At 54.3% G+C, this 25,732-nt stretch carries 28 protein-coding genes; 10 read left to right on the top strand and 18 right to left on the bottom strand.

Going from position 1 to position 25,732, the window contains the following annotated elements:
• Positions 1-244: 244 nt before the first annotated feature.
• Both Q0816_RS23195 and Q0816_RS23190 read left to right on the top strand, forming a co-directional pair.
• Positions 245-1,114 carry a helix-turn-helix domain-containing protein gene (locus Q0816_RS23195; protein ID WP_298855135.1) on the top strand — a complete coding sequence of 290 codons (870 nt, stop codon included), beginning with the start codon at positions 245-247 and terminating at the stop codon, positions 1,112-1,114.
• A gap of 10 nt (positions 1,115-1,124) precedes the next feature.
• Entirely contained in the window at positions 1,125-2,084 is a 960-nt protein-coding gene (locus Q0816_RS23190) for an IS5 family transposase (protein WP_298855132.1), read from the top strand.
• Between the two features lie 79 nt (positions 2,085-2,163).
• Here Q0816_RS23190 and Q0816_RS23185 read toward each other — a convergent pair whose 3' ends face one another.
• The 6 genes from Q0816_RS23185 to Q0816_RS23160 all read right to left on the bottom strand — a co-directional run bounded on the left by Q0816_RS23185 (position 2,164) and on the right by Q0816_RS23160 (position 10,755).
• Complete coding sequence (locus Q0816_RS23185) at positions 2,164-2,397, bottom strand: VOC family protein (protein WP_298855129.1); 234 nt, start codon at positions 2,395-2,397, stop codon at positions 2,164-2,166.
• 289 nt (positions 2,398-2,686) lie between these two features.
• Positions 2,687-5,002 carry a molybdopterin-dependent oxidoreductase gene (locus Q0816_RS23180; RefSeq protein ID WP_298855126.1) on the bottom strand — a complete coding sequence of 772 codons (2,316 nt, stop codon included), beginning with the start codon at positions 5,000-5,002 and terminating at the stop codon, positions 2,687-2,689.
• A gap of 3 nt (positions 5,003-5,005) precedes the next feature.
• Complete coding sequence (locus Q0816_RS23175) at positions 5,006-6,478, bottom strand: pyridoxal-5'-phosphate-dependent protein subunit beta (protein ID WP_298855123.1); 1,473 nt, start codon at positions 6,476-6,478, stop codon at positions 5,006-5,008.
• 122 nt (positions 6,479-6,600) lie between these two features.
• Positions 6,601-9,045, bottom strand: a complete 2,445-nt coding sequence (locus tag Q0816_RS23170; RefSeq protein WP_298855120.1) for an FAD-dependent oxidoreductase — start codon at positions 9,043-9,045, stop codon at positions 6,601-6,603.
• Positions 9,046-9,070: 25 nt separating this feature from the next.
• On the bottom strand, positions 9,071-9,883 hold the full coding sequence (locus Q0816_RS23165) for an Asp/Glu racemase (RefSeq protein ID WP_298855117.1): 813 nt from the start codon (positions 9,881-9,883) through the stop codon (positions 9,071-9,073).
• 5 nt (positions 9,884-9,888) lie between these two features.
• Positions 9,889-10,755, bottom strand: a complete 867-nt coding sequence (locus tag Q0816_RS23160; protein WP_298855114.1) for a phytanoyl-CoA dioxygenase family protein — start codon at positions 10,753-10,755, stop codon at positions 9,889-9,891.
• A gap of 106 nt (positions 10,756-10,861) precedes the next feature.
• Here Q0816_RS23160 and Q0816_RS23155 point away from each other — a divergent pair, with 106 nt between their 5' ends.
• The 3 genes from Q0816_RS23155 to Q0816_RS23145 are packed head-to-tail and all read left to right on the top strand — an operon-like array spanning position 10,862 to position 13,189.
• Positions 10,862-11,608 carry a GntR family transcriptional regulator gene (locus Q0816_RS23155; RefSeq protein WP_298855111.1) on the top strand — a complete coding sequence of 249 codons (747 nt, stop codon included), beginning with the start codon at positions 10,862-10,864 and terminating at the stop codon, positions 11,606-11,608.
• Between the two features lie 32 nt (positions 11,609-11,640).
• Positions 11,641-12,807: a Xaa-Pro peptidase family protein gene (locus Q0816_RS23150; RefSeq protein WP_298855109.1), complete on the top strand. Its 1,167-nt coding sequence runs from the start codon at positions 11,641-11,643 to the stop codon at positions 12,805-12,807.
• Between the two features lie 10 nt (positions 12,808-12,817).
• Entirely contained in the window at positions 12,818-13,189 is a 372-nt protein-coding gene (locus tag Q0816_RS23145; protein ID WP_298855106.1) for a cupin domain-containing protein, read from the top strand.
• A 57-nt stretch (positions 13,190-13,246) separates the two neighbouring features.
• Here Q0816_RS23145 and Q0816_RS23140 read toward each other — a convergent pair whose 3' ends face one another.
• The 5 genes from Q0816_RS23140 to Q0816_RS23120 form a co-directional block, all read right to left on the bottom strand.
• Positions 13,247-14,038 (bottom strand): arylmalonate decarboxylase, encoded by a 792-nt coding sequence (locus Q0816_RS23140; protein ID WP_298855105.1) that lies wholly within the window; start codon positions 14,036-14,038, stop codon positions 13,247-13,249.
• Positions 14,039-14,050: 12 nt separating this feature from the next.
• Positions 14,051-14,866, bottom strand: a complete 816-nt coding sequence (ehuA, locus tag Q0816_RS23135) for an ectoine/hydroxyectoine ABC transporter ATP-binding protein EhuA (protein WP_298855103.1) — start codon at positions 14,864-14,866, stop codon at positions 14,051-14,053.
• 1 nt (position 14,867) lies between these two features.
• On the bottom strand, positions 14,868-15,569 hold the full coding sequence (gene ehuD, locus Q0816_RS23130; protein WP_298855100.1) for an ectoine/hydroxyectoine ABC transporter permease subunit EhuD: 702 nt from the start codon (positions 15,567-15,569) through the stop codon (positions 14,868-14,870).
• 3 nt (positions 15,570-15,572) lie between these two features.
• A complete protein-coding gene (gene ehuC / locus Q0816_RS23125) occupies positions 15,573-16,238 on the bottom strand; it encodes an ectoine/hydroxyectoine ABC transporter permease subunit EhuC (RefSeq protein WP_298855097.1) in 666 nt (221 codons plus the stop codon).
• An 84-nt stretch (positions 16,239-16,322) separates the two neighbouring features.
• Positions 16,323-17,165, bottom strand: a complete 843-nt coding sequence (locus tag Q0816_RS23120) for a transporter substrate-binding domain-containing protein (RefSeq protein ID WP_298855094.1) — start codon at positions 17,163-17,165, stop codon at positions 16,323-16,325.
• A 207-nt stretch (positions 17,166-17,372) separates the two neighbouring features.
• Here Q0816_RS23120 and Q0816_RS23115 point away from each other — a divergent pair, with 207 nt between their 5' ends.
• Entirely contained in the window at positions 17,373-17,822 is a 450-nt protein-coding gene (locus Q0816_RS23115) for an Lrp/AsnC family transcriptional regulator (protein WP_298855091.1), read from the top strand.
• A 302-nt stretch (positions 17,823-18,124) separates the two neighbouring features.
• On the opposite strand, the gene Q0816_RS23110 is transcribed toward Q0816_RS23115, so the two are convergent.
• From Q0816_RS23110 to Q0816_RS23095, 4 genes are all read right to left on the bottom strand, one after another.
• Positions 18,125-18,367, bottom strand: coding sequence for a hypothetical protein (locus tag Q0816_RS23110; RefSeq protein WP_298855087.1), 243 nt, complete (start codon positions 18,365-18,367; stop codon positions 18,125-18,127).
• A gap of 14 nt (positions 18,368-18,381) precedes the next feature.
• Positions 18,382-18,852, bottom strand: coding sequence for a hypothetical protein (locus Q0816_RS23105; protein WP_298855084.1), 471 nt, complete (start codon positions 18,850-18,852; stop codon positions 18,382-18,384).
• Between the two features lie 756 nt (positions 18,853-19,608).
• A complete protein-coding gene (locus Q0816_RS23100) occupies positions 19,609-19,962 on the bottom strand; it encodes a hypothetical protein (RefSeq protein WP_176865328.1) in 354 nt (117 codons plus the stop codon).
• 59 nt (positions 19,963-20,021) lie between these two features.
• Entirely contained in the window at positions 20,022-20,273 is a 252-nt protein-coding gene (locus Q0816_RS23095) for a hypothetical protein (protein WP_282121187.1), read from the bottom strand.
• Positions 20,274-20,618: 345 nt separating this feature from the next.
• Here Q0816_RS23095 and Q0816_RS23090 point away from each other — a divergent pair, with 345 nt between their 5' ends.
• Both Q0816_RS23090 and Q0816_RS23085 read left to right on the top strand, forming a co-directional pair.
• Positions 20,619-21,035: a hypothetical protein gene (locus Q0816_RS23090; protein WP_298855066.1), complete on the top strand. Its 417-nt coding sequence runs from the start codon at positions 20,619-20,621 to the stop codon at positions 21,033-21,035.
• A gap of 171 nt (positions 21,036-21,206) precedes the next feature.
• Positions 21,207-21,407, top strand: coding sequence for a hypothetical protein (locus Q0816_RS23085; protein WP_113789405.1), 201 nt, complete (start codon positions 21,207-21,209; stop codon positions 21,405-21,407).
• 54 nt (positions 21,408-21,461) lie between these two features.
• Here Q0816_RS23085 and Q0816_RS23080 read toward each other — a convergent pair whose 3' ends face one another.
• Entirely contained in the window at positions 21,462-22,193 is a 732-nt protein-coding gene (locus tag Q0816_RS23080) for a Crp/Fnr family transcriptional regulator (RefSeq protein WP_298855056.1), read from the bottom strand.
• Between the two features lie 155 nt (positions 22,194-22,348).
• Between Q0816_RS23080 and Q0816_RS23075 the strand changes: the two genes are divergently transcribed.
• Positions 22,349-22,585 (top strand): hypothetical protein, encoded by a 237-nt coding sequence (locus Q0816_RS23075; RefSeq protein ID WP_298855054.1) that lies wholly within the window; start codon positions 22,349-22,351, stop codon positions 22,583-22,585.
• 17 nt (positions 22,586-22,602) lie between these two features.
• Positions 22,603-22,917, top strand: coding sequence for a fatty acid desaturase (locus Q0816_RS23070; protein ID WP_298855052.1), 315 nt, complete (start codon positions 22,603-22,605; stop codon positions 22,915-22,917).
• A gap of 245 nt (positions 22,918-23,162) precedes the next feature.
• Here Q0816_RS23070 and Q0816_RS23065 read toward each other — a convergent pair whose 3' ends face one another.
• Both Q0816_RS23065 and groL read right to left on the bottom strand, forming a co-directional pair.
• Positions 23,163-23,294 carry a hypothetical protein gene (locus Q0816_RS23065; protein WP_268952749.1) on the bottom strand — a complete coding sequence of 44 codons (132 nt, stop codon included), beginning with the start codon at positions 23,292-23,294 and terminating at the stop codon, positions 23,163-23,165.
• A 98-nt stretch (positions 23,295-23,392) separates the two neighbouring features.
• Positions 23,393-25,015 carry a chaperonin GroEL gene (gene groL / locus Q0816_RS23060; RefSeq protein WP_298855048.1) on the bottom strand — a complete coding sequence of 541 codons (1,623 nt, stop codon included), beginning with the start codon at positions 25,013-25,015 and terminating at the stop codon, positions 23,393-23,395.
• Positions 25,016-25,732 lie beyond the last annotated feature (717 nt).

The raw sequence follows: 25,732 nt of genomic DNA, 5'->3' as shown, positions 1-25,732 counted from the left end.
CAATTCGCAGAACTCGCAGTCTAAACACAGCAATTTCTTACGAGCATTCATACTTCCGAAAAGAATGCGACAAAGCCAGGATAAACGCATTCGTGCGAATGGATTTTCTTTGTCTATTGCTGAGGTTCGACGCGCCTTGCTTCCCCAATGAGAAGCACACCATGAAACTGATGAACCATTTCGAATGTTCCGCCCCGCGAAGCTGCGATAACAACTCTTGCCTTTGCCAAGTGAGGTCGAAACCATGAGCTTTCGGCACATCTCATCCGCCCGAAATCACCAAAAAATGCGCTTCCACAACGGCCTTCCCGAGGGCTGGAACCGTGACCGGTTTCGGCAGCTTTGTGTGTGCTACGCCCAGATCAGAGGCGCATCAGCCCAGTGTATTCGCACCTTTGAGATCATCGTCGACATGATCTCACCAAGTGCATTTCGAGACCCGTCTCAGGAACCCTTCTGCTACGCCCGTCAGGAAACGCTGATCGCCGGGCGTGGCGTAACAGATCGGACAATTCACAACCATGAACGCCAGCTAGAAAAGCTTGGCCTGATCGAACGCAGGCTTGGCGCAAATGGCGCGCGATGCAAGCGCAAGGGGCTTGGCCTGTTCCTGACCCCGGCCCTGAACCTTATTCCCGAGATGCTCGACGCGGACGTGCAAAGCAAGGCTGAGAAGAAAGAGCATGATGAGTTGCGCGGGGATCGATCAAGGCTTTGCAGATATGTGAAACATAGCCTGGCCGTACTTGTCTTACTCCCCTGCCCTCGTGAAGGCTTCGATGAGATGGTGGACGCGTTTCGGTCCTGGCCGCGCGCAGACAAGCTGAAATATATGACGTTGGATGGGCTTAGATCACATGTTCAGGCGGCTCACGACCTTTGGAAGCGGATCGAAGATCATGTCGAAAAACTCGGTGAAATTTCGGGTGAACCGGAAGCCAGTTTCGGGTGCCATATACAAGATCAAATTGAAGAAAAAATTCTGTCCTGTAACGCCGATGGCGAGATTTCAATGCCCTCGGCTAATGCCTCGGAACCAGATTGTTCTGGCTCCGGGCGACTGTGTTGCAGGGATCGGTCGCTCAAAGTATTCTCAGCGTTTTCTGTGACGTGAGCAACGGTCGATGCCCCACAAATTCAATGATGCCCGTCGCGACAAGTTTCCCAAAGCTAAGTACCGGGTCACGAACTGCTCGGAATACAATGAAAGTCTGCGGCGTCGAGGCGATGTGACGATCTGGGTTTCTGATGATGTGGTGCAGAACTGGACATCGCCACGTCGCAAAACGCGCGGTGGTCAGTCGCGTTACTCCGATCTGGCAATCGAGATCTGTCTCACTCTGCGGGTCGTGTTTCGACTTCCGCTCAGGCAAACTCAGGGCTTCGTGCGGTCGATTGCCAGGCTGATGGGCATGGACCTCGTGGTGCCGGATTACTCGACTTTGTCGCGGCGCGGTAAGAGGTTGAAGATCACCCCAAACCGGAGCGTTTCAGACAAGTCTATCACCCTCATCGTGGACAGCACGGGACTGAAAGTGCATGGCGGCAACGGCTGGCATGAAGAAAAACACGGCACCAAGAAAGCCCGCAAAACATGGCGTAAGCTCCACATCGGACTCGACCCGGAAACTGGCGATGTCGTTGCCTCGAAGGTGACCACGGAGCATGTGGGCGATGAAACGGCGCTGCCAGCTTTGCTCACTGACATTGATGATTATGTGAGCCGGTTTCTGGCGGATGGTGCCTATGATGGCCAGGGCGTGACAGACTGCCTGATTGGAAAGTTCGGGCGCGGGATTGATGTCATTATCCCTCCGCCGAAGAACGCAGCTCACGGCGAGAATGCACAGCGCAATCACCACATCGATGCCATCGCTCAACATGGCAGAATGAGCTGGCAAACGAAGACGGGATACAACGAGAGATCGCGGATTGAAGCCCAGATCGGCAGATGGAAACAGGTCATCGGCGATCGCCTGCAAGCGCGTGATTTCGACAATCAAATAGCTGAGGTGAAAATAGCATCAAAGGCGCTCAACCGCATGACTGGTTTCGGTCGTGCGGCGTATGAACGTGTCTTCTGAAGTGATGGGGTATGGGGCAAATTCGCCTCAATTCTGATCCATGCAACACGGTCAAGTTCAACCTAAGCCGTTAGTGAAGTTACTGTTTTTCCCGTGAGACAAATTCATGAACGTTGCCATTCGGGCCTGCAAAGAACCCGATGTACTCACCCCACGGCATCTTGGTTGGTTCTGATACAACCCGAGCGCCCCTATCCACGATCGCTGTATATGCTTCATCCACATGTACGTCAGTATCAAAGTAGAATCCCAACCCGACACCGGAACCTGTTCGAGTGCCGTCAAAACCTCTGTCTCCGAGAATTTCCAACATGTCGGATCAGTTGACTAAACCAAGGTTTGTTGGTGTCGAGACGAAATTGGCGAACTCACCTTGCTCAAAGGAGATATCAAGCTTCAACACATCTCAATAGAAGGCAAGCATTTCCGGGTAGTTAAGGGGAACAAAGCGTGCGGCAAAATCAGGACCCATTTCCCCGTTGCATCCGCCGCACCAACAGGCACGACTATTTAGAATTAGCTGCTTTGGTTCGAACCTCAGGAACGCCAGGGACGCAGATTCCGATACTTTCTGTTGTTCCCGCTCACACATTTAGTGCCGTTCATTTGCGGGTTCGGATCTCAGGCGCTGAGAAAGCAGCTTTCGTTTCATCAGTGTCGACAGGTTCGACTGCTACCAGGCAGGAATGTGCAACAGGTCCTTGAGCTAGTTCAGAAGTGCCACGATCTTGTGTGACGGTGTTCGGATTGCCGTGGCGGCACATAAGTGTGCCGTCGTCTTGTTGGACTGCGTCCAACCAAGCACCGGTACTCATCTGAAGAACACCTGGCATCAGATCGGAATCGGCTATGACTGTAACCAAGCAGGCACCACGGTCATTGTAGACTCGTGCACAATCGCCCGAAGATACGCCAACTTTGGCGGCATCGTCTGGACGAATTCTAAGGGGGGTTCGCCCGTTAACCTTGGCGGAACGGCTGACACGACCATGGTCAAGTTGAGAATGCAGCTTGTCGGCCGGTTGGCTGGATATCAGGTGGAACGGGAAGTGGCCCGTAGCTTGCCCAAGCCATTCGACCGGTTCGTACCAGGCTGGATGTGGTCGAATCTTTGAATCCGCAAAGGATTCGATCGTCTTTGATGTGATCTCGATCTTGCCGCTGGGTGTCCGCAAGGGGTTGGAACCCGGATCGTTTCGGAAATCCGTGAAGGCATCCGACGGATCTGTGGGCATTTCGGTCTCGTGCCAACCTGCTAATTTAAAGCTTTCATAATCCGGTAAGTTCACGCCGCCACGCGCAGCTTGGGCGCGGCTTTCCTCATAGATCCATTCCAACCAACTGGTCGCATCTCGGTTTGCTGTGAACGCGTCTTCAACGCCCAGCACCCGGCCGATGCCACGCAGGATGTCGTGGTCATTGCGGGCCTGCCCAACAGGGAGGATTACCGCCTTCATCGCGACGATAAAACGATCCCGTGGTGTGATCATGATATCGTCACGTTCCAGCGGGGTGGTACAGGGCAGTACGATATCGGCACGTTTAGCAAGGGCATTCCAGCAGTAATCCTGGACGATTATAGTCTCTGGTTTCTGCCAGGCTGCCGACAATCGTGTCAGATCTTGATGGTGATGAAACGGATTGCCTCCTGCCCAATACACCAGGCGAATATTGGGATATTGATGCACTTCACCATTGAAACGGTATTCGGTGCCTGGATTTAGCAACATGTCGGAAATCCGGGCGACGGGAATGAATGTGTCCACTGGGTTTTTCAACTGCGGAAGCGATGCGTAGCGCACGCGATGACGCTCAATCCCTACTGAATTTGCTGCGCCGTAGCCGTAGGCAACACCTCGTCCCGGCAATCCGATTTGGCCAAGCATAGCGGCCAGAGTCGTCGCCATCCAGAACGGTTGTTCACCATTCTCTTGGCGTGTCAAAGCCCAGCTGACGGAAATCATCGTGCGTGACTTCGCCATTTGTTTGGCAAGACTCTGTATTCGTTCTATAGGAATGCCCGAGATATTGGCTGCCCACTCGGCTGTTTTGGCGATACCATCTGTCTCGCCGGTCAGATATGCCGCGAACAGATCATAACCGTGGGTATAGCGACTCAGAAATTCCTTATCGTGCCAGTCGTTGCGTTGAATTTCGTGGGCCAGTCCCAACATGATTGCCACATCGCTGCCGGGGCGAGTCGGCAGCCACTCCGGGTTCAGATCCTCCGACATGTCGCTTTGAATCGGCGACAGGTTGACGAAGGATACACCGGCATCCCTGGCCTGCCTCAGCCCCTCATTTGTGCGGTGGTAGCCGGTGCCGCCGGCGCTGATCTGGCTGTTGCGTACGGGAATGCCGCCAAAAGAAACAACCAGTTCGGCATTTCCCGCAATAGCTTGCCAAGGCTGCGGCGCATGAATGAAAGGCGCAGCATCGCCAAGGGTATGCGTTAGTATCACTTCACCAGCGGCCAGAGAATAAGAGTTAACCGACCTTGTGTACCCGCCTATGCAATTAAGGAATCGGTGGAGTTGACTTTGTGCATGGTGAAACCGCCCGGCGGAGGCCCAACCGTAGGAACCCCCGTAGATTGATTGGTTGCCGTGGGTCTGACGAACCCTGTTCAACTCGGCAGCCGCCAGCTTTTCGGCCTCATCCCAGGTGATGCTGACAAACTCATCGTTGCCGTTGCGTTTCTGGGCATCGCCACGTTGGCTTTCAAGCCAAGCTTTGCGCACCATCGGTGTCTTGATCCGCAAAGGTCCGTCAACTGCATCCAGATATCCTTGCCCGATGGGAGAAGGATCGGGGTCATGCTCGAACGGGTGCAGCGCCTTTAGTTCCCCGTCGCACACTTCGGCACGGTAGACGCCCCAATGGGTCGCGGTCAGAGGTAAATGCGTGCGATCAACCATGGCTCATGCTGCATTGAAGCGTTCGATCATCCCATCCCAAACCGGCACCAGCTCCAGCAGTCCATCCCAGAATGACTGGTCTCTGCGACGGTCAAAATCTTCCAGAGAGGTCCCCTGTTGCTCGACCCAGGTATAGTAGCCCAGGTTGAAGATGCGTTCACGATCAGGACGTGTCAATTCGATCATGTTATCTGTTGTTGCACCCAACACTGATCGGCCGAAAATCTCGGCAGCCTTCACCTTGTCGAGCCCGGTTGAGCCAAGTTTCTTTTCAGCAATCTGTAACTCGGTTTCGTACATGGCCGCGCCGTCTGTAGCGACCGTCATCACGACGTCTTCTGCGCCCAGGTCCATGTACTTGGCGTATTTGATAGCCCCGGTGATATTGGCCAGTGCCGAGAGCCCGAAATGCGACAGGCTGGTGATATCTTCCTGTGTCAGCCCACGATGGGTTGCAAGATAGTCGCGCCCAACAGTGGTGTTGGCCACAAGGTTCATGCCGTCCGAGGCTTGATCGGATACCCCAATTACAAAATCCGCATTCATCACGTTGTGAATCAGCGGCACATGTTTGTCGCCAATGCCCTGAATATTGTGTTCACCGTAGCCGTTGTACAACAGCGTTGGGCATTCCAGGGCTTCGATCGCGCCGATTTGTGCACCCAAAGATGCTTTCAGATGGTCACCCGCAGCAATCGTGCCGGCGGAACCAGTGGCCGAAACAAAGGCGCGCGCCTTTAGATTGCCCGAAGCATTCAGGTGATTAAAGATCCGTTCCATCGCGGGACCTGTAACAGCGCGGTGGATGATGTAATTGCCGTATTCTGCAAACTGGTTGAGGATCAGGTTTTCCGGACTTTTGGCTAGCTGATGGCAGGCATCATAGATTTCCTTGACGTTGCTTTCAGTCCCCGGCGTTCGGAAAATATCGTTCGGATCAGAAAGCCAGCGGTTCAGCCAGTCGAAGCGCTCGCGGCTCATGCCTTCGGGTAGGACAGCGACTGAGCGACAGCCCAAAAGATTTGAAATCGCGACACCACCGCGGCAATAATTGCCGGTCGACGGCCACACAGCGCGATGACGTGTTGCATCAAACACACCGGACATAAGACGAGGGATCAGACAACCATAGGCGGCAAGAACCTTGTGGCAGTCGATCATCGGAAACCGGTCGCCCAGGGCGACGACGATTTTGGCTTTCACACCAGTGACGTTTTCGCCCAAAACGATGTGCTCTGGAACGTCGGCAAGACCTTTGCGGTCTCGGGCATTGTGCCAATGGACGCGAAACAGGTTACGCGGATCGGCAACGTCCGGGTCGGCATTACCGATGCTGTCCATCCTACTCGACAGCGCGGCAACGGGATCTGCCAGTTCCGAGATGCGTGGTAGGGTAACGCCGGCCGCGTGTAATCGGTCAACGTTGCGGTCATAGGCGTCCTGATCAACAATTGCGGTTTCCAGCCCAGGCGTCATTTTTGGTCCCTCCGTCAATTCTTCCGTAAAAGGATAGCGGCGAAGGGAGAGGGTCTTTCGCAAAGACCGGGACTATCGTTACGAAAATGATCACAAAAACTCCTGTACCCGGGCGAATTTGATCAACTAAGCATGCGAGTGTTATTTGGATCAAAAAATGGTGTCAGGCTGACTTGGGCTGCAACCTCATGGCCTTCGATCATTACGGTCCAGCGCCCGGCCGGAACACTTGCCCGTGTGGATTCGCCTTCGGGCGGTGAAACCAGACACAAACCTACAGAGGCTCCCGCCGTGGCACTATATGCGCCGCCGGTCACATATCCGGCAACCTCACCATCGCGCAGCACAGGCTCGTTATGGTGCAATAGTGGACCGGGGTCGCAGAGTTTGATCGCACACAGGAACGGCCCCCGACCTTCTGCCTTGCGCGCCAGATACGCATTGCGGCCGATGAACGGCACCGGCTTTTTCGGCTTGCAAGCAAAGTCGAGCCCCAATTGATGCGGCGCCTCGGTATAGGCCATTTCGTGGCCCCAATGGATAAATCCTTTTTCGAGCCTCAACGCGTTCAACGCCTCGCCCCCAATCAGCTTCAGGCCAAGGGGGCGCCCTGCCTCAGCTAGAACGTCAAAAACATGCTCGGCCAAGTCCGGAGTGACGAAAATCTCCCACCCCAGTTCACCCGTATAGGACAGGCGTTGGGCAAAGACCTCGGCGTGACCGATGTAGAAACGTTGAAGACTGTTGAAGGGGAAGGCTGCGTTGGAAGTGTCGATGTCACTGACGGCGGCCAGTAGATCGCGCGCCTTTGGTCCGCAAATGGCCAGCACGCCGTAGGATGTGGTGGCATCGCGCAGACGAACGTCTTCTTCGGGCTGGACGTGATCGCGCAGATAATCGCGATCACGCCGAGTGTGAGAGATCGAACTCATCACCATGAAACGGTCTTCGCGATGGCGCGCCACGGTCACATCGCTTTCGATGCCGCCGCGATCGTTCAGCATCAACGTATAAGCCACACGACCGACGGGCAGTACCATATCGTTGGTGCACATCCGTTGCAGAAAAGTTTCGGCATCACGCCCTTCGACCATCAGCTTGCCCAACATGGAATAGTCGATCATACCAACCGCGTTCCGAACTGCCTTTTGTTCATCCTGTGCAAAGTCAAACCAGTTCTGGCGTCCAAAGCTGTATTTGATTTTTGGTATCGATCCTTCGGTCGCAAAAAACAGCGGGCGCTCCCATCCCTGAACCTCGCCGAAACAGGCCCCATGGGCCTTCATCACGTGGTGGAAGGGCGTTTTTCTCAGGTTGCGAAGGGTTTCCCGCTGACGGTTCGGCCAGTGCATTGCGTAGGTTAGTACAAGCGTTTCGGGGCAGCGTTCGCGCAAGTAGGGATCACGCGCTTGAAATTCTTCGCACCGCGCAGGGTCCATTTCGGACAGATCCATCGGCGGGTGACCCTTCATAATCCAGTCCGCCAGCGCCTTGCCGGCCCCCGAGCCCGATTGAATGCCTGTCGAGTTCACGCCGGCCAGGATAAAATATCCTTTCAGATCTGGCGCTTCGCCCAAAGTGAACCGACCATCATAGGAATAACTTTCAGGGCCATTGAAGAATGTGCGAATACCACAATCCAACTGCACGCGGTTCATCGCCAGTTCCAGCACTTCCATCACGTCGTCTTCGACAAAAGGCAGGCTGTCGAATTCGAAGCTGTTCGGGATGCCATCGACCGCCCAGGGCTTGGCTTGGAAGTGAGCAAAGCCAAACAACAATTTGCCCGCGTCTTCTTTCCAATAGGTGCCATCACAATAGGACCGGAGAACAGGCAAATCGCTAGGAAGGTCCGGAATTGGCTCGGTCACCAGATAGTAGTGTTCGCAGGCGTGAAGAGGTACTCCGACACCATTTCGCTGCCCCAGTTCACGCGCCCACATGCCACCGCAGTTGACCACCACATCCGCCCGGATTTCGCCTTGGTCAGTCCGAACCCCGGTGACTTTTCCACCTTCTGTCAGAACTTCTTCGACGAGAACGTTTTCTCGGATCGTGGCCCCATGCTTCCGTGCGCCCTTGGCCAGTGCCTGTGTCAGATCGATTGGATTGGCCGAGCCATCGGATGGCATATAAATACCGCCTAGCACGCCCTCGTCATTCATCAAGGGCCAGCGCTCGGCAATTTCAGGCGTAGAGACATAGTGCGCCTCAACCCCAAAGAGGGAGGCGAAGTCTGCCTTGCGCTTTAACTCGGCCATCCGTTCATCATTCACCGCGATGGAAATCGAACCCGACTGGCGGAAGCCAGGGTTCTGACCGGTCTCGGTCTCGATATCTTGCAACAGTTCTATGCCGTATTTCGCAAAAGCCGTAGTCGAATGGCTGCCTTGCAACTGCCCGACCAACCCGGCGGCATGCCACGTGGTGCCCGACGTCAACTGTTTACGTTCCAGCAGAATGACATCCTTCCAACCTTCGCGAGCCAGATGATAGGCGACAGAGCAGCCGTGAATGCCGCCGCCAATGATGACAACCTGCGCGTGGTCAGGAATTTGTTTTTGCATGGTTTTCTCGACTTCAGATTGTGAATCAGACAGCGTTTGAAAGTTGTTCTTCGAAGAGGCAGCCTGCGCCTCTCAGAGTATCGGGAATGCCGGCTAGGCGCAGAAGATGCCAGGCCAGGGCATGATTACTCGCTGTGACGGGCTTGTTCAGGGCACGTTCAGCGGCTGGGATAATAGTGGCGGCACGCAAACTTGTGCACGAAATGAAAACGCCGTCCACATTGTCTGAAGAGCCCACCGAGATCGCACCCTGCAGGATCGAATCTGAATCGATCCTGCCGACGATCAGATCGCTTTCCTCATAAAACGAGCCCACGACTTGTACAGAAATGCCTACCGCGTCGAACCGGGATTGCATCGCGTCAGTCACGTCTGGTGAATAGGGGGTCAGAAGGCCCAATCGTTTGACGCCGAGCGCGGTTATCGCCGCCTTGGCCGCTGTCAGCGGGTTGGTCGACGGAATGTCTGGATGTGCCTTTGCAATGATTTCAGCTACGCGGTCTTCCCCGATGATCGTCGCTCCCGAGGTGCAGCCATAACCGATAGCCTTCAGCCCCAGATAGTTTGGCAGCAATCCGGCAGCTACGGGCAACTCCCGCTCCATTTTTGCTAGCGTGTCGGGCGTAACCGTCACTTCGTTCGCAAGTCGTGCGTGATAGACGGAAACGCCTGGCAGGTCAGTCAGCGTACGAAACTCTGACTCCATGGTCTGATCAGATTCAAGGACCAGAAGGCCCAGGCGCGCACGATCCCCGGCACCGGAATCGGTGGTGAAAGACAAGCGTTCAATCCGAGTTCTATCATGTGTTCCGTCTTTGGCGGCATGTCCTTCTGTCATGTTCGTTACCCGACCTCGGTTGCTTCCTGCTGCGCGAAGAACGATGTGCCATCCGGGACTTCAGGAAGCTCCATCTCATAAGACGAGCAACGCACCCGCCCCGAGGCCTGACCGCGGACCAGTTCATGCGTCAATGTGCTGGGCAGGTGGTTCGGGCTGAGTTCGATTGCGTCTTCAGCGTAGTAGGTAGCAATGTACAGCGTACGTGGCTGATCTGACAGATTGGGTGCCGAGCCGTGTAACAGGCAGGCGTGCATCAGGCAGACCGACCCTGCCTTGCCGGTACATTTGACTATCTCGCCGTCGCGTCCCTCCATCACTTCCGAGGCGACTGCTCCGGTAAAGGTGCCATTATGCCAATGGGAATGGATGGGCCCTTTGTGTGATCCCGGGATCACTTCCAGCGGACCATTTTCTAAGGTAACGTCATCGATGAAGAGAAGACACGTAATCATGTCTTGGTTGGTCATCGGCTCGAACGGGAAATCCTGATGCCATTTAACCTCGGTTGCTGTTCCCGGAAGCTTGGAGTTGACCTTGCCATGATGAAACCGAATTCCCGGCCCGATCAGCTCGGCACAAAGTTCGACGGTTCTGGCGTTGCGCATTGTATCGGCAAAAACCTCTGAGATTTCTTCGGGCGACTGCACCCGACGCAGACCCGGTACTTCAGCAGTATGACCGGGCTGCAGATCAAATCGCGGACGTCCGTCCAGTGTTTCGCCATAATCGTCCTGATGCGCGCGGCTTTCGTCCACCCATTGCTTAAATACGTGGCGCAGATCGGCTAGCTGATCTGCGGTTACAGCATCTTCGACCACCAAAACTCCATCGCGCCAGAACTGGTCTTTCTGATCCTTCGTCAGTGTCATTTTCGAAATCCTCCCAACCAAGAATCTGGTATATACCAGATTAATTCTTGGTATATACCAGAGGCAGTGTTACACAAAGAAAAATCTTACAAAAGAAGCACTGCACTTGACCCAGCCACACCTCTCTGACGCACCTGTTGCTCCACGTTTCAGGCAAATTGTCGATGCACTTCGCCAGAATATTGTTGACGGGACCCTGCCGGAACACACGGCCCTGCCGTCCGAGCGCATGATCGCAGAACAACACGGCGTCAGCAGAATGACGGCCCGACGGGCGCTTGAGGCGTTGGAAATGGAGGGGCTGGCTTATAGCGAACAAAGGCGTGGACGTTTCGTCTCTCCGCCGCGGCTGACTTACGATATCAGTCGCAAGATCAGTTTTGCCGCTGATGCGCTAGCAGATGGCACGGATCTTGAAATCGAAGTGATCGCCAGTTGGACATGTCCGGCCGATGCGCGATTGGCACGGTTGCTTGATATCTCGCCGGATGAGGGATTGTTCGGCTACACACGATTGTTTCGGATGGGCGGGCACGCGATCTTCGTGGAAACCGAACATGTCATTGCTAGTCGATGCCCCGATCTTTTAGGCCATGATCTGCGGCAATCGACGACAAGATTGCTTGAACAATACTACGCAACAAGTGCCCAGATCGGTAACATCACGATCCGCATGCGCGGAATGAATGCTAAAGAATCAGAGCTGCTTGGCCTGCCCCAGAACCATGCGGGAATTGAGCTGGAACAAGTAATCCGTGACACCGAAGATGTGCCGTTTTGTATCGGTCTTCAGATGTGGCGCGGCGAATTGGCTGAGTTTTCCGCCCGGGCATTCGTCAATCAAGAGGTCTAAGGCGGTGACATCGGGGAATGAAAGGGTGAGAAATGGCTGATACGTTGAAACGCGGATTTCCCAATGCCGAGTTTGAGGCGCGTACCGCAAGCGCGCAGATATTGATGGCGGAACAAGGTCTGGCAGGGCTGCTACTGATGAGCGAACCGGACGTGCGCTATTTCAGTGGCTTTCACACATTGTTTTGGCAAAGCCCAACACGGCCCTGGTTTCTGTTTGTCCCGGCTGAAGGCAAGCCCATCGCCATAATTCCTGAGATCGGTGCCGAGTTGATGCGCCGTTCCTGGCTTGACGACATCCGCACCTGGAGCGCACCAGCGCCCGACGATGACGGGATCAGTCTTTTGACAGAACTGCTGTCTCCTTATGCGTCACGTCGCGAAAAGATAGGCGTGATGAAAGGACATGAGACGGGGTTGCGCATGCCACTGGGAGACTGGGAGCGCCTGATTGCGCGGCTGCCTGGATTACAAATCGGCGATGCCACGGGGTTGGTTCAGGGATTGCGCATGGTTAAATCCGGGGCCGAAATTAAGAAGCTTGCCCATATCTGCGGCATCGGTTCAGCCAGTTTCGCCCGCGTACCCGAGATCATGTCCGAGGGTATGCCGCTCGACCATGTATTTCGCCAATTCCGCCGCGAAGCGTTGGCGCAAGGGGCGGACGACGCGCCTTATGTTGTCGGCGGGGCGGCCCCCGGTGGATATTCCGATGTGATCTCGCCACCATCCCAACGTCCTTTGCAGGCGGGCGATATTCTGATGATCGACACCGGTTGCACCTGGGACGGATATTTTTGTGACTTCGACCGGAATTGGGCGATTGGCCAGGCGGATGATGACGCGCGACGCGCCTATGATGTGTTATGGCGTGCGACCGAGGCTGGAATAGTTGCGGCGCGACCGGGCTCTACCTGCCGCGACTTGTTCCGGGCCATGTCACATGTGATTGCCGAGATGGACGATAGCGGTGGTGATATCGGGCGGCTTGGACACGGTCTTGGCATGCAGTTGACTGAGCAGCCATCACATGCCGCATTTGATACAACCGAGCTGAAGGCAAACATGGTTCTGACCCTGGAACCGTCGTTGTCCTATGGCGATGGATTGATGATGGTCCACGAAGAGAACATCGTTGTAACACCCACCGGCGGACGTCTGCTAACGACGCGTGCATCGCCTGACCTGCCTGTTATCTGAAGGATACACGATGTTTAAATATCAACCTGGGGACGATGTCGGTGAGCTGGAACTCTGGTCTTTCGACAATCCTGAAAGTGACTATCGCATCACGAAGGGTGCACCCAAAACTTATGGTCGGATTGATCTAGGTGGGGTAGGTCACACGACGCGGTTTGGTATCTGGCGCTGTACGGCTGGTGCGGTGGAATGTACCGAACAGGGTGACGAGTTGATGACCATCCTGTCCGGACACTGTCGTATCACACGCCACGATGACGGCGAATCTCGCGAGTTGAGCCCTGGCGATACATTGTTCGTTCGTGACGGTACCCGCGTGACTTGGGATGTTCATGAAGAAGTGACAAAGGTGTTTTTTGGTCACAAGGCTGAGGAGTACTGATGCCAGAGTGGCGTGCGTTTCGGAAAACGGACAACGTTCGTGGCTCACACCGCACTGTCAGCCAGGCAACAACGAAATACCTTTACGCGAGAATATCTGACCAAACCCATCCAACTCGTCCGTAATTCCGGCGCGTCTGAGGCAACTCCAGAATTGTGCCTGATTTGAGGTGATGACCGGTTTTCCGACTGCCTCTTCAATCTCGGCCACCACTTCCAGCGAACGAATGCCACCGCAGCTCAGGAAAATCACATCCGCGTCGGGCCTGTCGATGGCAATAGCAAATCTTTTCCAGAACTCGGGTGTAACCTGCCCCATCTCGGTGCCGGTCGCCAGATTGAGCCCTTGAATATCCAGAACCTCATACCCTTTTTCCAGAAGGTACTCGGCCTCGGCTGTGTTTACTTCATCCAGATAGGGAGTGCCTACCACCAGTTTTTTCACTCCCAGTTCGTTCAATGCGTCCAGCACTCCCTGCACCAGACACATGGGCCGTGCCCAGGGGGCGCCTTTGCTGATTTCGGCCATCACCCGGTTCTCACCGATGACAATCGATCCGCTGGTACAGGAATAGCTGACAACATCAGGTTTCAGGTCGGGTTGAATGCGTGCGGCGGCCTCGGCCATGTGATCAATGTGGCGGGCAAGGGTTTCATTGGTGGTATAGTCTTCGGTCTTGAGACGCGTGATGTGTACTGCCACCCCTTCGGGAACCATGTCGAAAAAATCGGCCTCTGCGGCCAGATCGGTGGACATCAGGATAAACCCAAGCCTGGCCCTATGGTGCCGTCCGGCATCCAGAACCGGATTCCAATCTTTCGATCTGACTTTATCTCCGGGTTTGAACATTCAGGCCGCTCCTTATACTGCTTCTTTGACGGCGCTCAGAAATTGCTGGGTTCGCTCCCTCTTAGGATTGCCGAACAGGTCTGCAGGCTTACCCTGTTCCTCAATCTTGCCGTCATAGAAAAAACACACCCGATCCGAGATATCGCGGGCGAAGCCCATTTGGTGGGTCACCATGAGCATGGTCAGATTGTGTTCCGACACCAGCTTGCGGATGACATTTGTAACCTCACCGATCACTTCTGGATCCAGCGCGGAAGTGACTTCGTCAAACAGCATCACCTTGGGGCGCATCGCCAGCGCGCGGGCAATGGCGACCCGCTGTTGCTGACCACCTGACAAGCGGGAGGGATGCTGGTCTTTCTTGTCGATCATGCCGACCAGTTCCAGCAGTTCTTCGGACCGAGCGCGCGCTTCGGCCTTGGGCAGACCTAGAACCTGCACAGGACCTTCCATGCAATTTTCCAGTGCCGTCATATGCGGGAACAAATTGAAATGCTGAAAGCACATGCCGATATCGGCGCGCCGTTTGCGCAGGTGCCGTTGGTTTGCGGGTACAAGAGTTCCGCCTTTGGACATATGGGTAAGCGGTTGGCCGTCTACATAGATTACGCCGCCGTTGATCTGTTCAAGCGTCATCAGCATGCGTAGAACGGTGGTTTTTCCTGATCCCGAAGGTCCGATGATCGTCACCATCTCACCGGCCGCCACATCCAGATCCAGATTGTCCAGCACCACCAGCGATCCATAGGCTTTTCGCACTTTTCTGAAACTTACCATTGGTACATCTTCGCCGGTGATCTCCAGCGGAAAAGCTGACATGTCTTCCATATTACATTCCCAATTTGCGGCGCACGAAACCTTCGAACGCGCGGATTAGACCAGCGGCGGGCAGCGAAAGCACCAAAAAGATGATTCCCACCATTGTATATGCCTCCAGATAGCGCCAGGTCTCGGAACCGATGGCATTTGCGGTGTGGATCAGTTCTGCTACCCCGATCACTGAAAGCATCGGCGTATCTTTGAAGATGCCGACAAGATAGTTGCCGAGACCTGCAATGGCCGGAGGGATCGCTTGCGGGATCACAACGCGTTTATAGGTTTGCAGGGTCGACATATTCAGTGCAGTCGCAGCTTCCCATTGCCCTTTCGGTACGCTTTCAATGCCGCCGCGATAGACTTCGGAAAGATAGCACGAATAGTGCAGCCCGATGGCGATCATTCCAGAAACCCAAGGGCTGAGCGTGACGCCGAATTGAGGGCCGACGTAGAAAATGAAGAAGATCTGAAGCAACAACGGTGTCGACCGCACGAATTCGACAAATTCGCGTACCGCAAACGTCACCGTGCGGTAATTGGTACGCTGCGCAAGCGCCAGGAACAGACCAACGACCAGAGCGATCAGATAGCCGGCCGCCGCTGCAATCAGAGTGTTCAGCGTAGCCTCAAGAAGCCGGGGCAGGATTTCCCAGGCAAAATCCCATCGCCAGTCAAATTTCGGAAACCAGTCATCTGTAAAAAGCCAGTCAAACATTGGTTATGCCTTTCCGAGCTTGCGTGACATGAACGCTTCCAGCCAGCGCATGAAAGGGGTCAGCATGAACCGGGCGAGGATGTAATAAATGATCAATGCTGTGCCGAAAATCTGAGCGGAGAGGTAAGTGCTTGCGTTGATCTGCTTGGCCTGGAACATCAGGTCAGCGACCGAGATCAGAGACACAAGAGCTGTGCCTTTCAGAACTTCGATCATCAAATTCCCCCAGGGTGGCAACATGTTCACCAAGGCCTGCGGTAGAATGATCCTCCACATGCGTTTGGCCGGGCTCATGTTTATCGCGGTTGCCGCCTCCCACTGGCCCTTTGGTACTGCCAAAATGCCGCCCCGTACCAATTCGGCGCCGTATGCACCGGTGTTCATGGCGATCGCTACATAACCAGCGGTGAACTTCTCAAGGGTCACACCAAATAGAGGCAAGACAAAGAAGATCCAGTACAGCTGGACCAAAAGCGAAGTACCCCGGAAGATTTCAATGTAGGTGACTGCAAAGCCCTTTACAGCGCGGTTGCTCGACATCTTCATCAAGCCAAACGCCAAAGAGAGGAGAACGGCAAAAATGGCGGACAGGAAAAATTGCGCAACTGTGATACCGGTTCCTGTCAACAAACGCGGCCAATAAACGCTGACAAATTCAAAAAAGCTCATGAAGCCACCCGAGTTGTCTGGTGTACAAAGAGTGTGGCAGGCCGATCAGCCTGCCACAGCAATCAATGGATTGTTTCCGAGACTTCAGCGGTTTGCACAGGTCCATTCGGCGGTAGTGTCGCCTGGCAGGTGGTTCTCGGTGTATTCATGATCGGCCACTTTCGCCATCATCTCGTCAGTCCCGATGTAACCAGCCAGTGCTTCATTGAACTTGGCAAGGAAATCCTGATCTTCATGACGGAACCCGATCGCAGCAAAATTCATGCTCCAATCTGGCATCTTTGAGGCATCACCAAGCTCGATCTCTTCGTGATCATCGGCAAGGTGGGATGCTTCGAAGTAGGTCAGAATCGCCGCGTCTGCACGACCAGCTTTCAATGCCGCGACCATTTCGGTGGGGCCTGGTACCTGCATCAGGTGGGCATCATCAATTCCAACTTTCTTGGCCGCTTCAACAGTGTTGTAACCTGCACCGGTCACCATGATGTGACCGCCGTCCAGAATGTCAGAGTAGTTGTGAATGTTCTTTGGGTTTCCTGCAGCAACCAGAACCCCGTCGCCCGATTTCGCAACTGGTTCAGAAAAGGACACGTTCTCGCATCGTGAATTGAGGATATACATGCCGCCGGTGATCAGGTCGAAACGCTCGGCCTTCAGACCGGGGATCAACCCACCCCAGTCGGTCACAACCGGTTCGACGTTTGTCAAACCCATCTTCGCCAGCGTTTCGATTGCGATGTCATTGGTAAAGCCATCTGCGTTTCCAGCTTCATCCGGATAACCCCAAAGTGGGATATTCGCAAAGCCAATGCGGATCGTTTCACCCGCATCGATGCGATCCTGTAGCGGGCCGGCAAAAGCAGCGACTGTTGTGCTTACAAGCGCGATGCTTGCTCCTATCAATGTTGTTGTAAACTTCGTTGGCATATTCACCTCCATGCCGATGATGGACATTCCCACGCCACATTGCGCAGTCTTGAGGGTCCGTCCTCGCTATCCGAGCGCCATCGATTTTTTGTTAAGCCCTCAATATGCACATCAGTGTATCGGTCAAATGTGATGTATTTCGTCAAATTTGCCAGAATCGTGACTAAATATGTTGTCACAATCTGAATCTTCATCATACACCAAGCTATGGACGACAAAGATTTCGAGATTCTTCGCCTCGTGCAATCAAATGCACGGCTGACAGCCGACACTATAGGACATGAGATTGGACTGTCGCCTCCCGCAGTGCAGAAACGCCTAAAACGACTCCGGGAAACCGGTGTGATCGAGAACGAGATCGCGGTCTTATCGCCGGCTAAGGTGGGCCGTGAATTGACGGTTATCGTGCAGGTCATGCTTGAAAGGGAAAGCCGACTGCACCTGGATTCATTCAAGCGAAAAATGAAGGTCGCTCCGGGCGTGCAGCAATGCTATTATACAACCGGCGAGGCTGATTTTATCCTGGTCGTGATCGTTGAGGACGTCAAAGCCTACGAGGCCTTTACACAAGAATTCTTCTTTGATGAGTCAAACGTCAGTAAGTTCACGTCCTCTATTGTTATGGACCGTGTCAAAGTTTCTCTCGATACGTTGTAAGTTTTTCGGTTTTGTTGCGATCTTTTGAGAACGATGACCTGATTAAGCGATTGCGGTGGATCACCTCGGACGACGGAAGCGGCCCAGCATCTGGCAGGTTTGCTCGACCAGGATGGTTAACGACGGCCCACAGCTGCCATTCATCGGGTCAGGACACGCCGCAACGCAGCTTCATCATACCGGCCATTCGCTGCGCGGGCGAGATCCGTGCGTTGTGATAGGTCGGCACCGCGGACGCAGAGAGCTTTCGCATTATCTCGGACAACAACGGCAGGCAGCCCTAAAAACAAACAAGGGATCTGTCACGACCGGCCGCCAGAGCGGCGACCTTGACTGACGCCTTCCGGCACGGCCGCGCGCCAAGCAGAGGTGGCCTTGCAGCGGGAACAGATGCGTTCGCCAAAACCTTCGGTCCAGAAAGAGGATTTGCAGCGCAAGCAAAACCGTTCCTTGGGCGCATCTGCAAGCGCACGCTTTGGCGGGTCCGAGACGATGAATTCCTTCTTCTTTTGCATCAGTTCCTCGCTTTCCATTGACTCAGGCATTCGCTTCTTCCACTTCATTCAGGTACAAGCGAAGTGGCCTGTTGGCATGGCATCCCTTCATTTTCGGCGTTCTGAATTTCAGAGCTGTCCTGCGAAAAAACTTGCGGGGTCTCGTCTTTGGGACTTTGGTCAACGAGATCGATATTCTCCCGCGTTGTCCGCGATCCCGAGTAAAGATGGCGCAATTGGGCCTCGGATACCCCGTCGGCCTGCATCACAAGCTGCACCATTGGGTCTGCCAGCATTTCTTCTAGAAAAACATCAGACAGCTCTCTTCCTGAAAGCTTGTCCTTCGCGCGGGCATTGTCGAGATCAATCAATGAAACGGTTAGGCTCCGGGTTAATCCCGGATGGGAAATGCGTGGATGCAGGTGGACAACAACTGAGGCCTTCCAAGCTTCAGGGTCTTGGTGATCCGGAGGCGAGGCGAGTTCGGTCTCGATTTCATACTCGCCGGCGGGGAGCGTTTCTGCAAAACCGGGCACTGTGAATGGCCAGTCGAAAACTGCGATGGTCTTGCTGAATTGGTCATCCATTGCAGTGGTCCTTTCGATTAAGGGCCAGGTAGGGCTCGCCAGCCCGTTCCGGCGCGACTCTCGGGGTTTTTCGAGATTGGCTGAACCGGTCTTTGCCGCCCTGATTGTCGGTTTCCTTATTCGACGGTTCAGCAGGACGGCAGACCTAATAGCCAGGTCATTGAAAGACTTGATCCCAATCGATTTCGGATTTTCCACTGAGACCTCGGTGCGTCGGTCAGACCCGAAAATTCGCACGTAGCCTATCAGCATATGGGGTTTGAAGGGCCGATTTACTACGGCGCGTTGCCAAGCAAATCAGCACATGACGCTCGGTATCGGACCGCGGAGCGCTATTTGAGAAGTTACAACAACTTCAAATTTAGGCAGGCTTCGCTATCCCCGTTAGTTTTGGCAAGTTTTCCTTGCATAGTCGAATTCTCGCGACATCCGGCGCGTTTATGCCCCCATAAGAGCGTTGTAGTTCATGCCTATTTTCATTTCGCGCCTGACGGGCCCGGTTGGTTTGGCTGAGCCGGTGTGATCGCTTGTTGCGCCGCGGTAGATTGTACCTGAGGGAAATTTCAGACTGCTTGCATCGGTATCCCACTTTCTAACATCAAGGGTCGAACAGGTTCCATGGTCGCTTTCTAGTTGCAATCCAAACATCCCACTTACCGTAGCAAACCAGTGTGAATTGACGAGGGCGGCATTGACGCAATCATACTAAGATGCATCAAGATTCAGTCCTTCTATGCACGCTTTAGCGAGATCGCGGTTCGGGGAATCGGAACCAGGCATGGTTGCCCAACCCGCATCCATCACGGCGTCGCGTCGCTTGTACGACGTGGCAGCCTGGATCGTTGCGAGCTTTGCTAAACGCTGATTATCCGTGCGGGACATGTCGTGGCAAATTGGCACGAGCGCCGCGATCACCTGGTCCCGCGCCATTTCGCTTGCCAACTTGTTCGCGCTTCCGCCAGTCATCCAACCGCCCCAAGAAAATCCAACGACGCCGACAAACACCGCGCCGAGCAGCGCGCCATACATACCAGGTTTCAGCCATTCAGGATTGGTCATATCAAGTCCTCCAGCGGAGAAAGCGCCGCTTCGCTATGTTGAATTGTTTCACAGTGGGCCTAGTCGCAGGCAATGGCATGCTCCAGATCCTTTTGTGTTGTCATGTGCATCGTTGTTTGACCGACATGACTCCCTCGACCCCTGACCATCAGGTAGGTCGCGGTGCGTCGGTAAGCCTCAAAGCTGACGCCTTGCAGCAACTCCTCCTCGAAGAGAATTTCATACGCGCCAGCCGGAAACACGATGTCGCTGTTTCCCAACCTGAAGGCATTGGTGAACGTCACCTTTGACCTGATCGAACGCGTGAGCATCCCATACCTCCGTTGAATTGATCGCTGGATTTCCGGTACCGACCATGGTCGGCCGCATCAGTCCAGATGCCCCGTCAAGTCACAGCACTTAGGGCTATATTATTCCCAACCCACGGGCTTTATGCTGATCGAAGTTAGTACCCATCAGGTTCTTTACTGTCAGGATGTGTGCAACAGCCTCACTCCCGACAATCGGGGCTAGAAGGTGGCGCATCCAGGCAGATGCAAGTCTTTGCGCCTTGCAGCAATCAAGCAATATTGAATGCGGTATCCAACGCGTTGGTCGGTATCTTTGTCCCAACGATTTTTGTCGAGCGCCGCTCCCCCAGTCCGAAAGGAAAAATCATGTCTGTATCAGATGTTCTTCGCCCGGATGGCTCCGACTACGACCCTTTCCTGCTTGCAGAAGTGGGTGAAGACAAAACCGGTGCAACAGTCACGGTTTTGTCAGCCCTTGCGCGTCTCGGGCTCGAGCCTTGGACCGAGGCTCGTGAGCTTACACTTCTGGGCCGAGATGCAGCGCATGCCCGGCTGAAAGCGCATCTTTCAACAGTCAGAGATGTACCCACGCTTAATCATGCGAGCGGCAGTGTGGCGACAAAGTTGGTGGCCTTGTTACCTAAGCGCGTGTCGCATCGCGTTTCGAAACTGCCAGAGACAATAAAGTATAACGGCCCCAGGATCCCGATTTATTGGATGCTGATTGCACTCATGGGCGCTCTGATGTTTGCGCGGATCTTTTATCTGGCTCAAGCGGGCTAACCTGCGTCAGTACGAAGGCGCTCTGAAACCCGTTAGGTAACATGTGTCCGCTGTGTATTTGGTTGGCATTTTTTTGAGTATCTGAGGGGCGCGGGGAACATGGAGCTCCCCAAAAGAGCTGTATGAGTCTCGTGCTTCTTATTCTCGGACCGTCCAGGAAAGGACATTCCAATGAATGATGAAGACCAGAGTCAGGAAAACCACACCGTCAAACACATGGCCTCCGTTAAGGCCGCCTGGGACAAAGCGCCAGAAGGCCCCAAAAAGGCGACGGCATTGAAACACTATCAGGCCGCTGAAAGTGCCCACGAAGCAGAAAATGACGAAGAGGCTCACAAGGAACTCAAGGAAGCCAGTCGGGCGCTGATGTAACGTCACGCGTTTGAGATGTAAGCAGGATCGTCCAAAACCAGATTGTGGGCCCAATCAGGCCAGAAGCGGCCGTTTCTGATCCAGATACGCTGGATCGAAATCCGCCAGTTTAACCAGACCCTCATAGTTATTGAACGTCACAAACCCATCCCGACATGTAACCAACTCGTCCTCCCTGAGTTTGCGCAGGACGCGGTTGACGTGAATGGCGCTCAATCCCAGTGCATCGGCAAGATGGTACTGTGTGAGCGGGCAGGCATAGCCTTTCTTGCTGCCCATCCCCACAAGCGACAGCCTGACTCCAAGTTCCAGTAGGAAATGTGCCATGCGCGCATCCGCATCACGCCGCCCAAGCCCGACAAGATGTTCGACAACCATCGCTTCGTCGCGTGACACGGCCCATAAAATTGCAGTGGCCAGCCGAGGTGTCTCTGCGAAGGCTTGCAAAAGATCGCTCACCAGAACCTCGGCGGCTTCGATATCAACAATCGGCTCAATGCCATGGTCTGACGTGTGCAACAAAACGCTGCGCAGCCCAAGGAAATCCCCTGGAATCTGGAAATCGACGATTTGGCGTGATCCGTCAGGCTGAATCTTATATGAAACAACCCAGCCAGCGGCGAGGATATAGGCAGCCTGTTCCGATTGTCCCTGATGAACAAGATCTCGGCCAGCCTCAAAGGTTCTCCTCCGCTGGTGCAATTGTTCCAAAACGGCCAGTTCCGCCTCTGCCAAGGCAACAAATGCCGAGAGTTTCTGTGTTAACGGGCTGGTGTTGGTGTTCATCGTTGGATTTCCCCGAGCCTGTAAAGACTCTACCAAGAATTTGGTATTGAGGCTACTTTCGATCAGTCCAAAATACCAAAACTCATGTGACAATAGAAAAACCATCACCACCTCGCCTGGTCACGAATCCAATGACTTTAAAAGGAATGACCCCAATGTCAGACCACCAAGATCCCGCAGGCATGGCTGCACTCTCGATCTGCGAGGCTCTTCTACTTGCCTTAAACGATCTCAATCTTCTTCAGGAACGTGAGATCGTCGGGGTTTTGCGCGATGCTGCCGTGACCCACGAGAGTGCCAATGGTTCGGAATTAGAGCAAGAAACCCATTCGGCAGTCGCCAAATTGATCAACGAGATTATTGTCAGCGGTAACTTCTCGCGCCGATCTTAGATTACGCGGCCAGGTACTTGTACGTCCTGTTGTTCGTGTTTCTGCCGACGATGTTCCTCGCTGCAATTGCTGGCATGTGGTTCTCTTACGTGCAGCACCAGTTCGAGGAAACCAGTTGGCAGCGGCAAAATGATTGGAGCATTCAGGATGCGGCGCTTGAAGGCAGTTCACACTATGCACTGCCCGGAATGCTGAGCTGGATCGCCGGGAAAGTCGGAGTTCACCATGTTCATCATCTGGCCAGCCGCATCCCGTTCTATCGTCTTCCGGAAGTCCTTCGAGGTCATGACGTCCTTGCCAACACCCGGCGCATCACTCTCCGCGATAGCTAGCGCTTCACAAGCCTCGCGCTCTGGGACGAAACCGAACGCATCGTTATAGTGAGTTATGAATCAATCCGGGTATAGATCAGAAACTTCGGAAACCAAATTGCGAAGCATGCCAATACGGCGCTCCAATGGCCTTCGGACACCATGGGCCGGAGTTGCGGCTATTGCCCATGTCTCAATCCCTTCCTGACGACGCGAATCCTGCACGCTCCGCCTTGGTTGCAATCTTCGTCTTGCGACTATGAAAATTACTTTTTCTTACTCCCTATCTTGACCGGCTTCTGACCCTTTGAGAAGTCGGCCGTCGCCACGATTTTTTCCTTTGCTTTCTTTGGCTTTTTAACTTCGCGGTTGCCGCGCCTCTTGTCACCTTTCGACATCTGAGTTCCTTTCAGGTTGGTTTCTCTCAATACGTTTGCATGTTACAGATCGACCGACTGCATTGAGGTGGTCCCGTCGTTGGGTCAAAAGACCTGCGTCACGCCCTCAAGGGTCCCAAATCTGATGCAGTTCCAGACCTGTAGGGTTTTTGTGCGACCATCGCCTCGGTTGTGATCAGAAGGCTTGCAATCGACGCCGCATCTTCCAGAGCAACCCGGACAACTTTGGTGGGGTCAATGATCCCCGCTGTCAGCATGTCGACATAAGTTTCCGTTTGAGCGTCGAACCCGAAGGATGGGTTTTCGCTTTCGATGATCTTTGCCGCGACGACCGATCCGTCCACGCCGGCATTTTCGACAATCTGGCGCAGCGGTGCCTGGATTGATCGCCGGACGATCCTGATACCGGCATCCTGGTCGGAGTTGGCACCTTTAAGGGTCGCAAGCGCTTTGTCTGAATGGAGCAGCGCAACACCACCGCCTGGAACAACACCTTCCTGAACCGCCGCGCGAGTGGCGTTCAACGCGTCGTCAACCCGGTCTTTGCGTTCCGTTACCTCAATCTCCGTGGCCCCTCCGACCCGGATGATGGCGACCCCGCCTGTCAGTTTAGCAAGACGACTCTGCAGCTTTTCCCGTTCGTAGTCGGACATCGTATCTTCGATTTGGGAGCGAATCTGGGCGACCCGCGAAGTGATTGCTGATTTGTCGCCAGCGCCATCAATGACGGTCGTATCATCCTTTGAGATGACGACTTTCTTTGCGGCACCGAGCATGTCCAGCGTGACGGTTTCAAGCTTGGTCCCCAAATCGGTCGAGATCACTTGACCGCCCGTCAGGATCGCGAGGTCCTCCAGCATCTCCCTGCGGCTATCCCCAAACCCAGGCGCCTTCACAGCGGCAACTTTCAATCCGCCGCGAAGCTTGTTGACCACAAGCATGGCCAGCGCATCGCCCTCCACGTCCTCGGCAACAACCAGAAGCTGCTTTTCGGCTTCCATGACTGCTTCGAGCAACGGCACCATGTCGGCAAGAGACGACAACTTGCTCTCGTGGAACAGGATAACGCAGTCTTCCAGCTCTACACTCATCTTGACCACATTTGTTATGAAATATGGGCTAAGGTAACCGCGATCGAAATTCATACCTTCGACCACTTCGGTTTCGGTGTCCAATCCCCTGCTCGCTTCAACCGTGATTACGCCTTCAGTGCCGACCGCAGCCATCGCATGGGCGATCTGACGGCCAATCGCTACATCTCCGTTGGCGGAGATGGCCCCTACCTTCGCAATTTCAGCACTGTCGCCAACCGGTCGGGACAGGTCCTTGATCTTTGCGACGACGACCCTGACGGCTTGTTCAATACCTCGCTTTAGATCCATCGGGTTCATGCCAGCGGCAACGGCCTTCATCCCTTCCTTGACGATCGCCTGAGCCAGAACGGTAGCAGTGGTTGTGCCGTCGCCAGCCTCTTCGTTGGTGCGGGACGCGACTTCCTTCACCATCTGGGCTCCCATGTTTTCAAAGTGATCCGGAAGCTCGAATTCTTTGGCAACAGTAACGCCATCCTTGGTGATACGCGGGGCACCGTGGGATCTGTCCAAAATGACGTTACGACCTTTTGGACCAAGAGTGATCCTGACGGTGTTCGCCAGCATGTTGATCCCTGTTAGCATTCGGCTGCGCGCATCAGCACTGAATTTGACGTCTTTGGCGGACATGTCGGGAACTCCCTGAGACAAGGATTGGATGATGGTCTGCCGCGTCGGAAAAGACCGACTGGTCCATGGTCTTTTCGTCTTCGTCGAAAAGGCGACGTCGAGTGAATGGCCTCGAAGCGCTCTTTGTTAAGGTTTGCCGAGCAGAACAGCACTGGACGGAGGCGTGCTGATCGGGCGAGTTTCATTCGGGCGGGAGCGGTGGCGGTTTCTTTTTCGGATCCACTTCAAAGGTCGGGGAGCCAAACCACTACCGCGCGGTGTCACAAAAATCGAACCGTGTTTTTGGTGACTATGATCGCGTTAATCAAATCAGCAACGGCCTGATGGCATTTTGTTTCCAATCCTATTGTTGGAGCGTTTTCGTGAGCCGTCGCCGCGGCGCGTAATACCCTCGTGACATGGCGTTCCGGAAGCAATTTTTTGATTGTTCAAGGAGAGCGACGGTGCCTCACTGGTCGAGAGTGCCGCCATTCCTGCAAATTCTGTTGGGTCAGACATCATGGGCCGTTCCTGTTGCGTGAATTCATCAGGACCAAAATTGGGCCCGATGAATTCAACCATCGTTGCAGAATTTTCTGCATGTTGGACTGATTGAAAGCAGCTTCGCGTCGAATTTTCTCATGAAATTTTCGTCGCACTTGGAGTACCCAATAAAAACAAGCGAAAACAGTCCTCTCGCTCGAAAACTATCTGCAATCGTCGCTCTTTCGGGTGCTG

Source organism: uncultured Ruegeria sp. (assembly GCF_947497005.1).
Taxonomy (GTDB): Bacteria; Pseudomonadota; Alphaproteobacteria; order Rhodobacterales; family Rhodobacteraceae; genus Ruegeria.
Note: the sequence above shows the minus strand (reverse complement) of the source record. Positions and strands in the feature narration are given on the sequence as shown.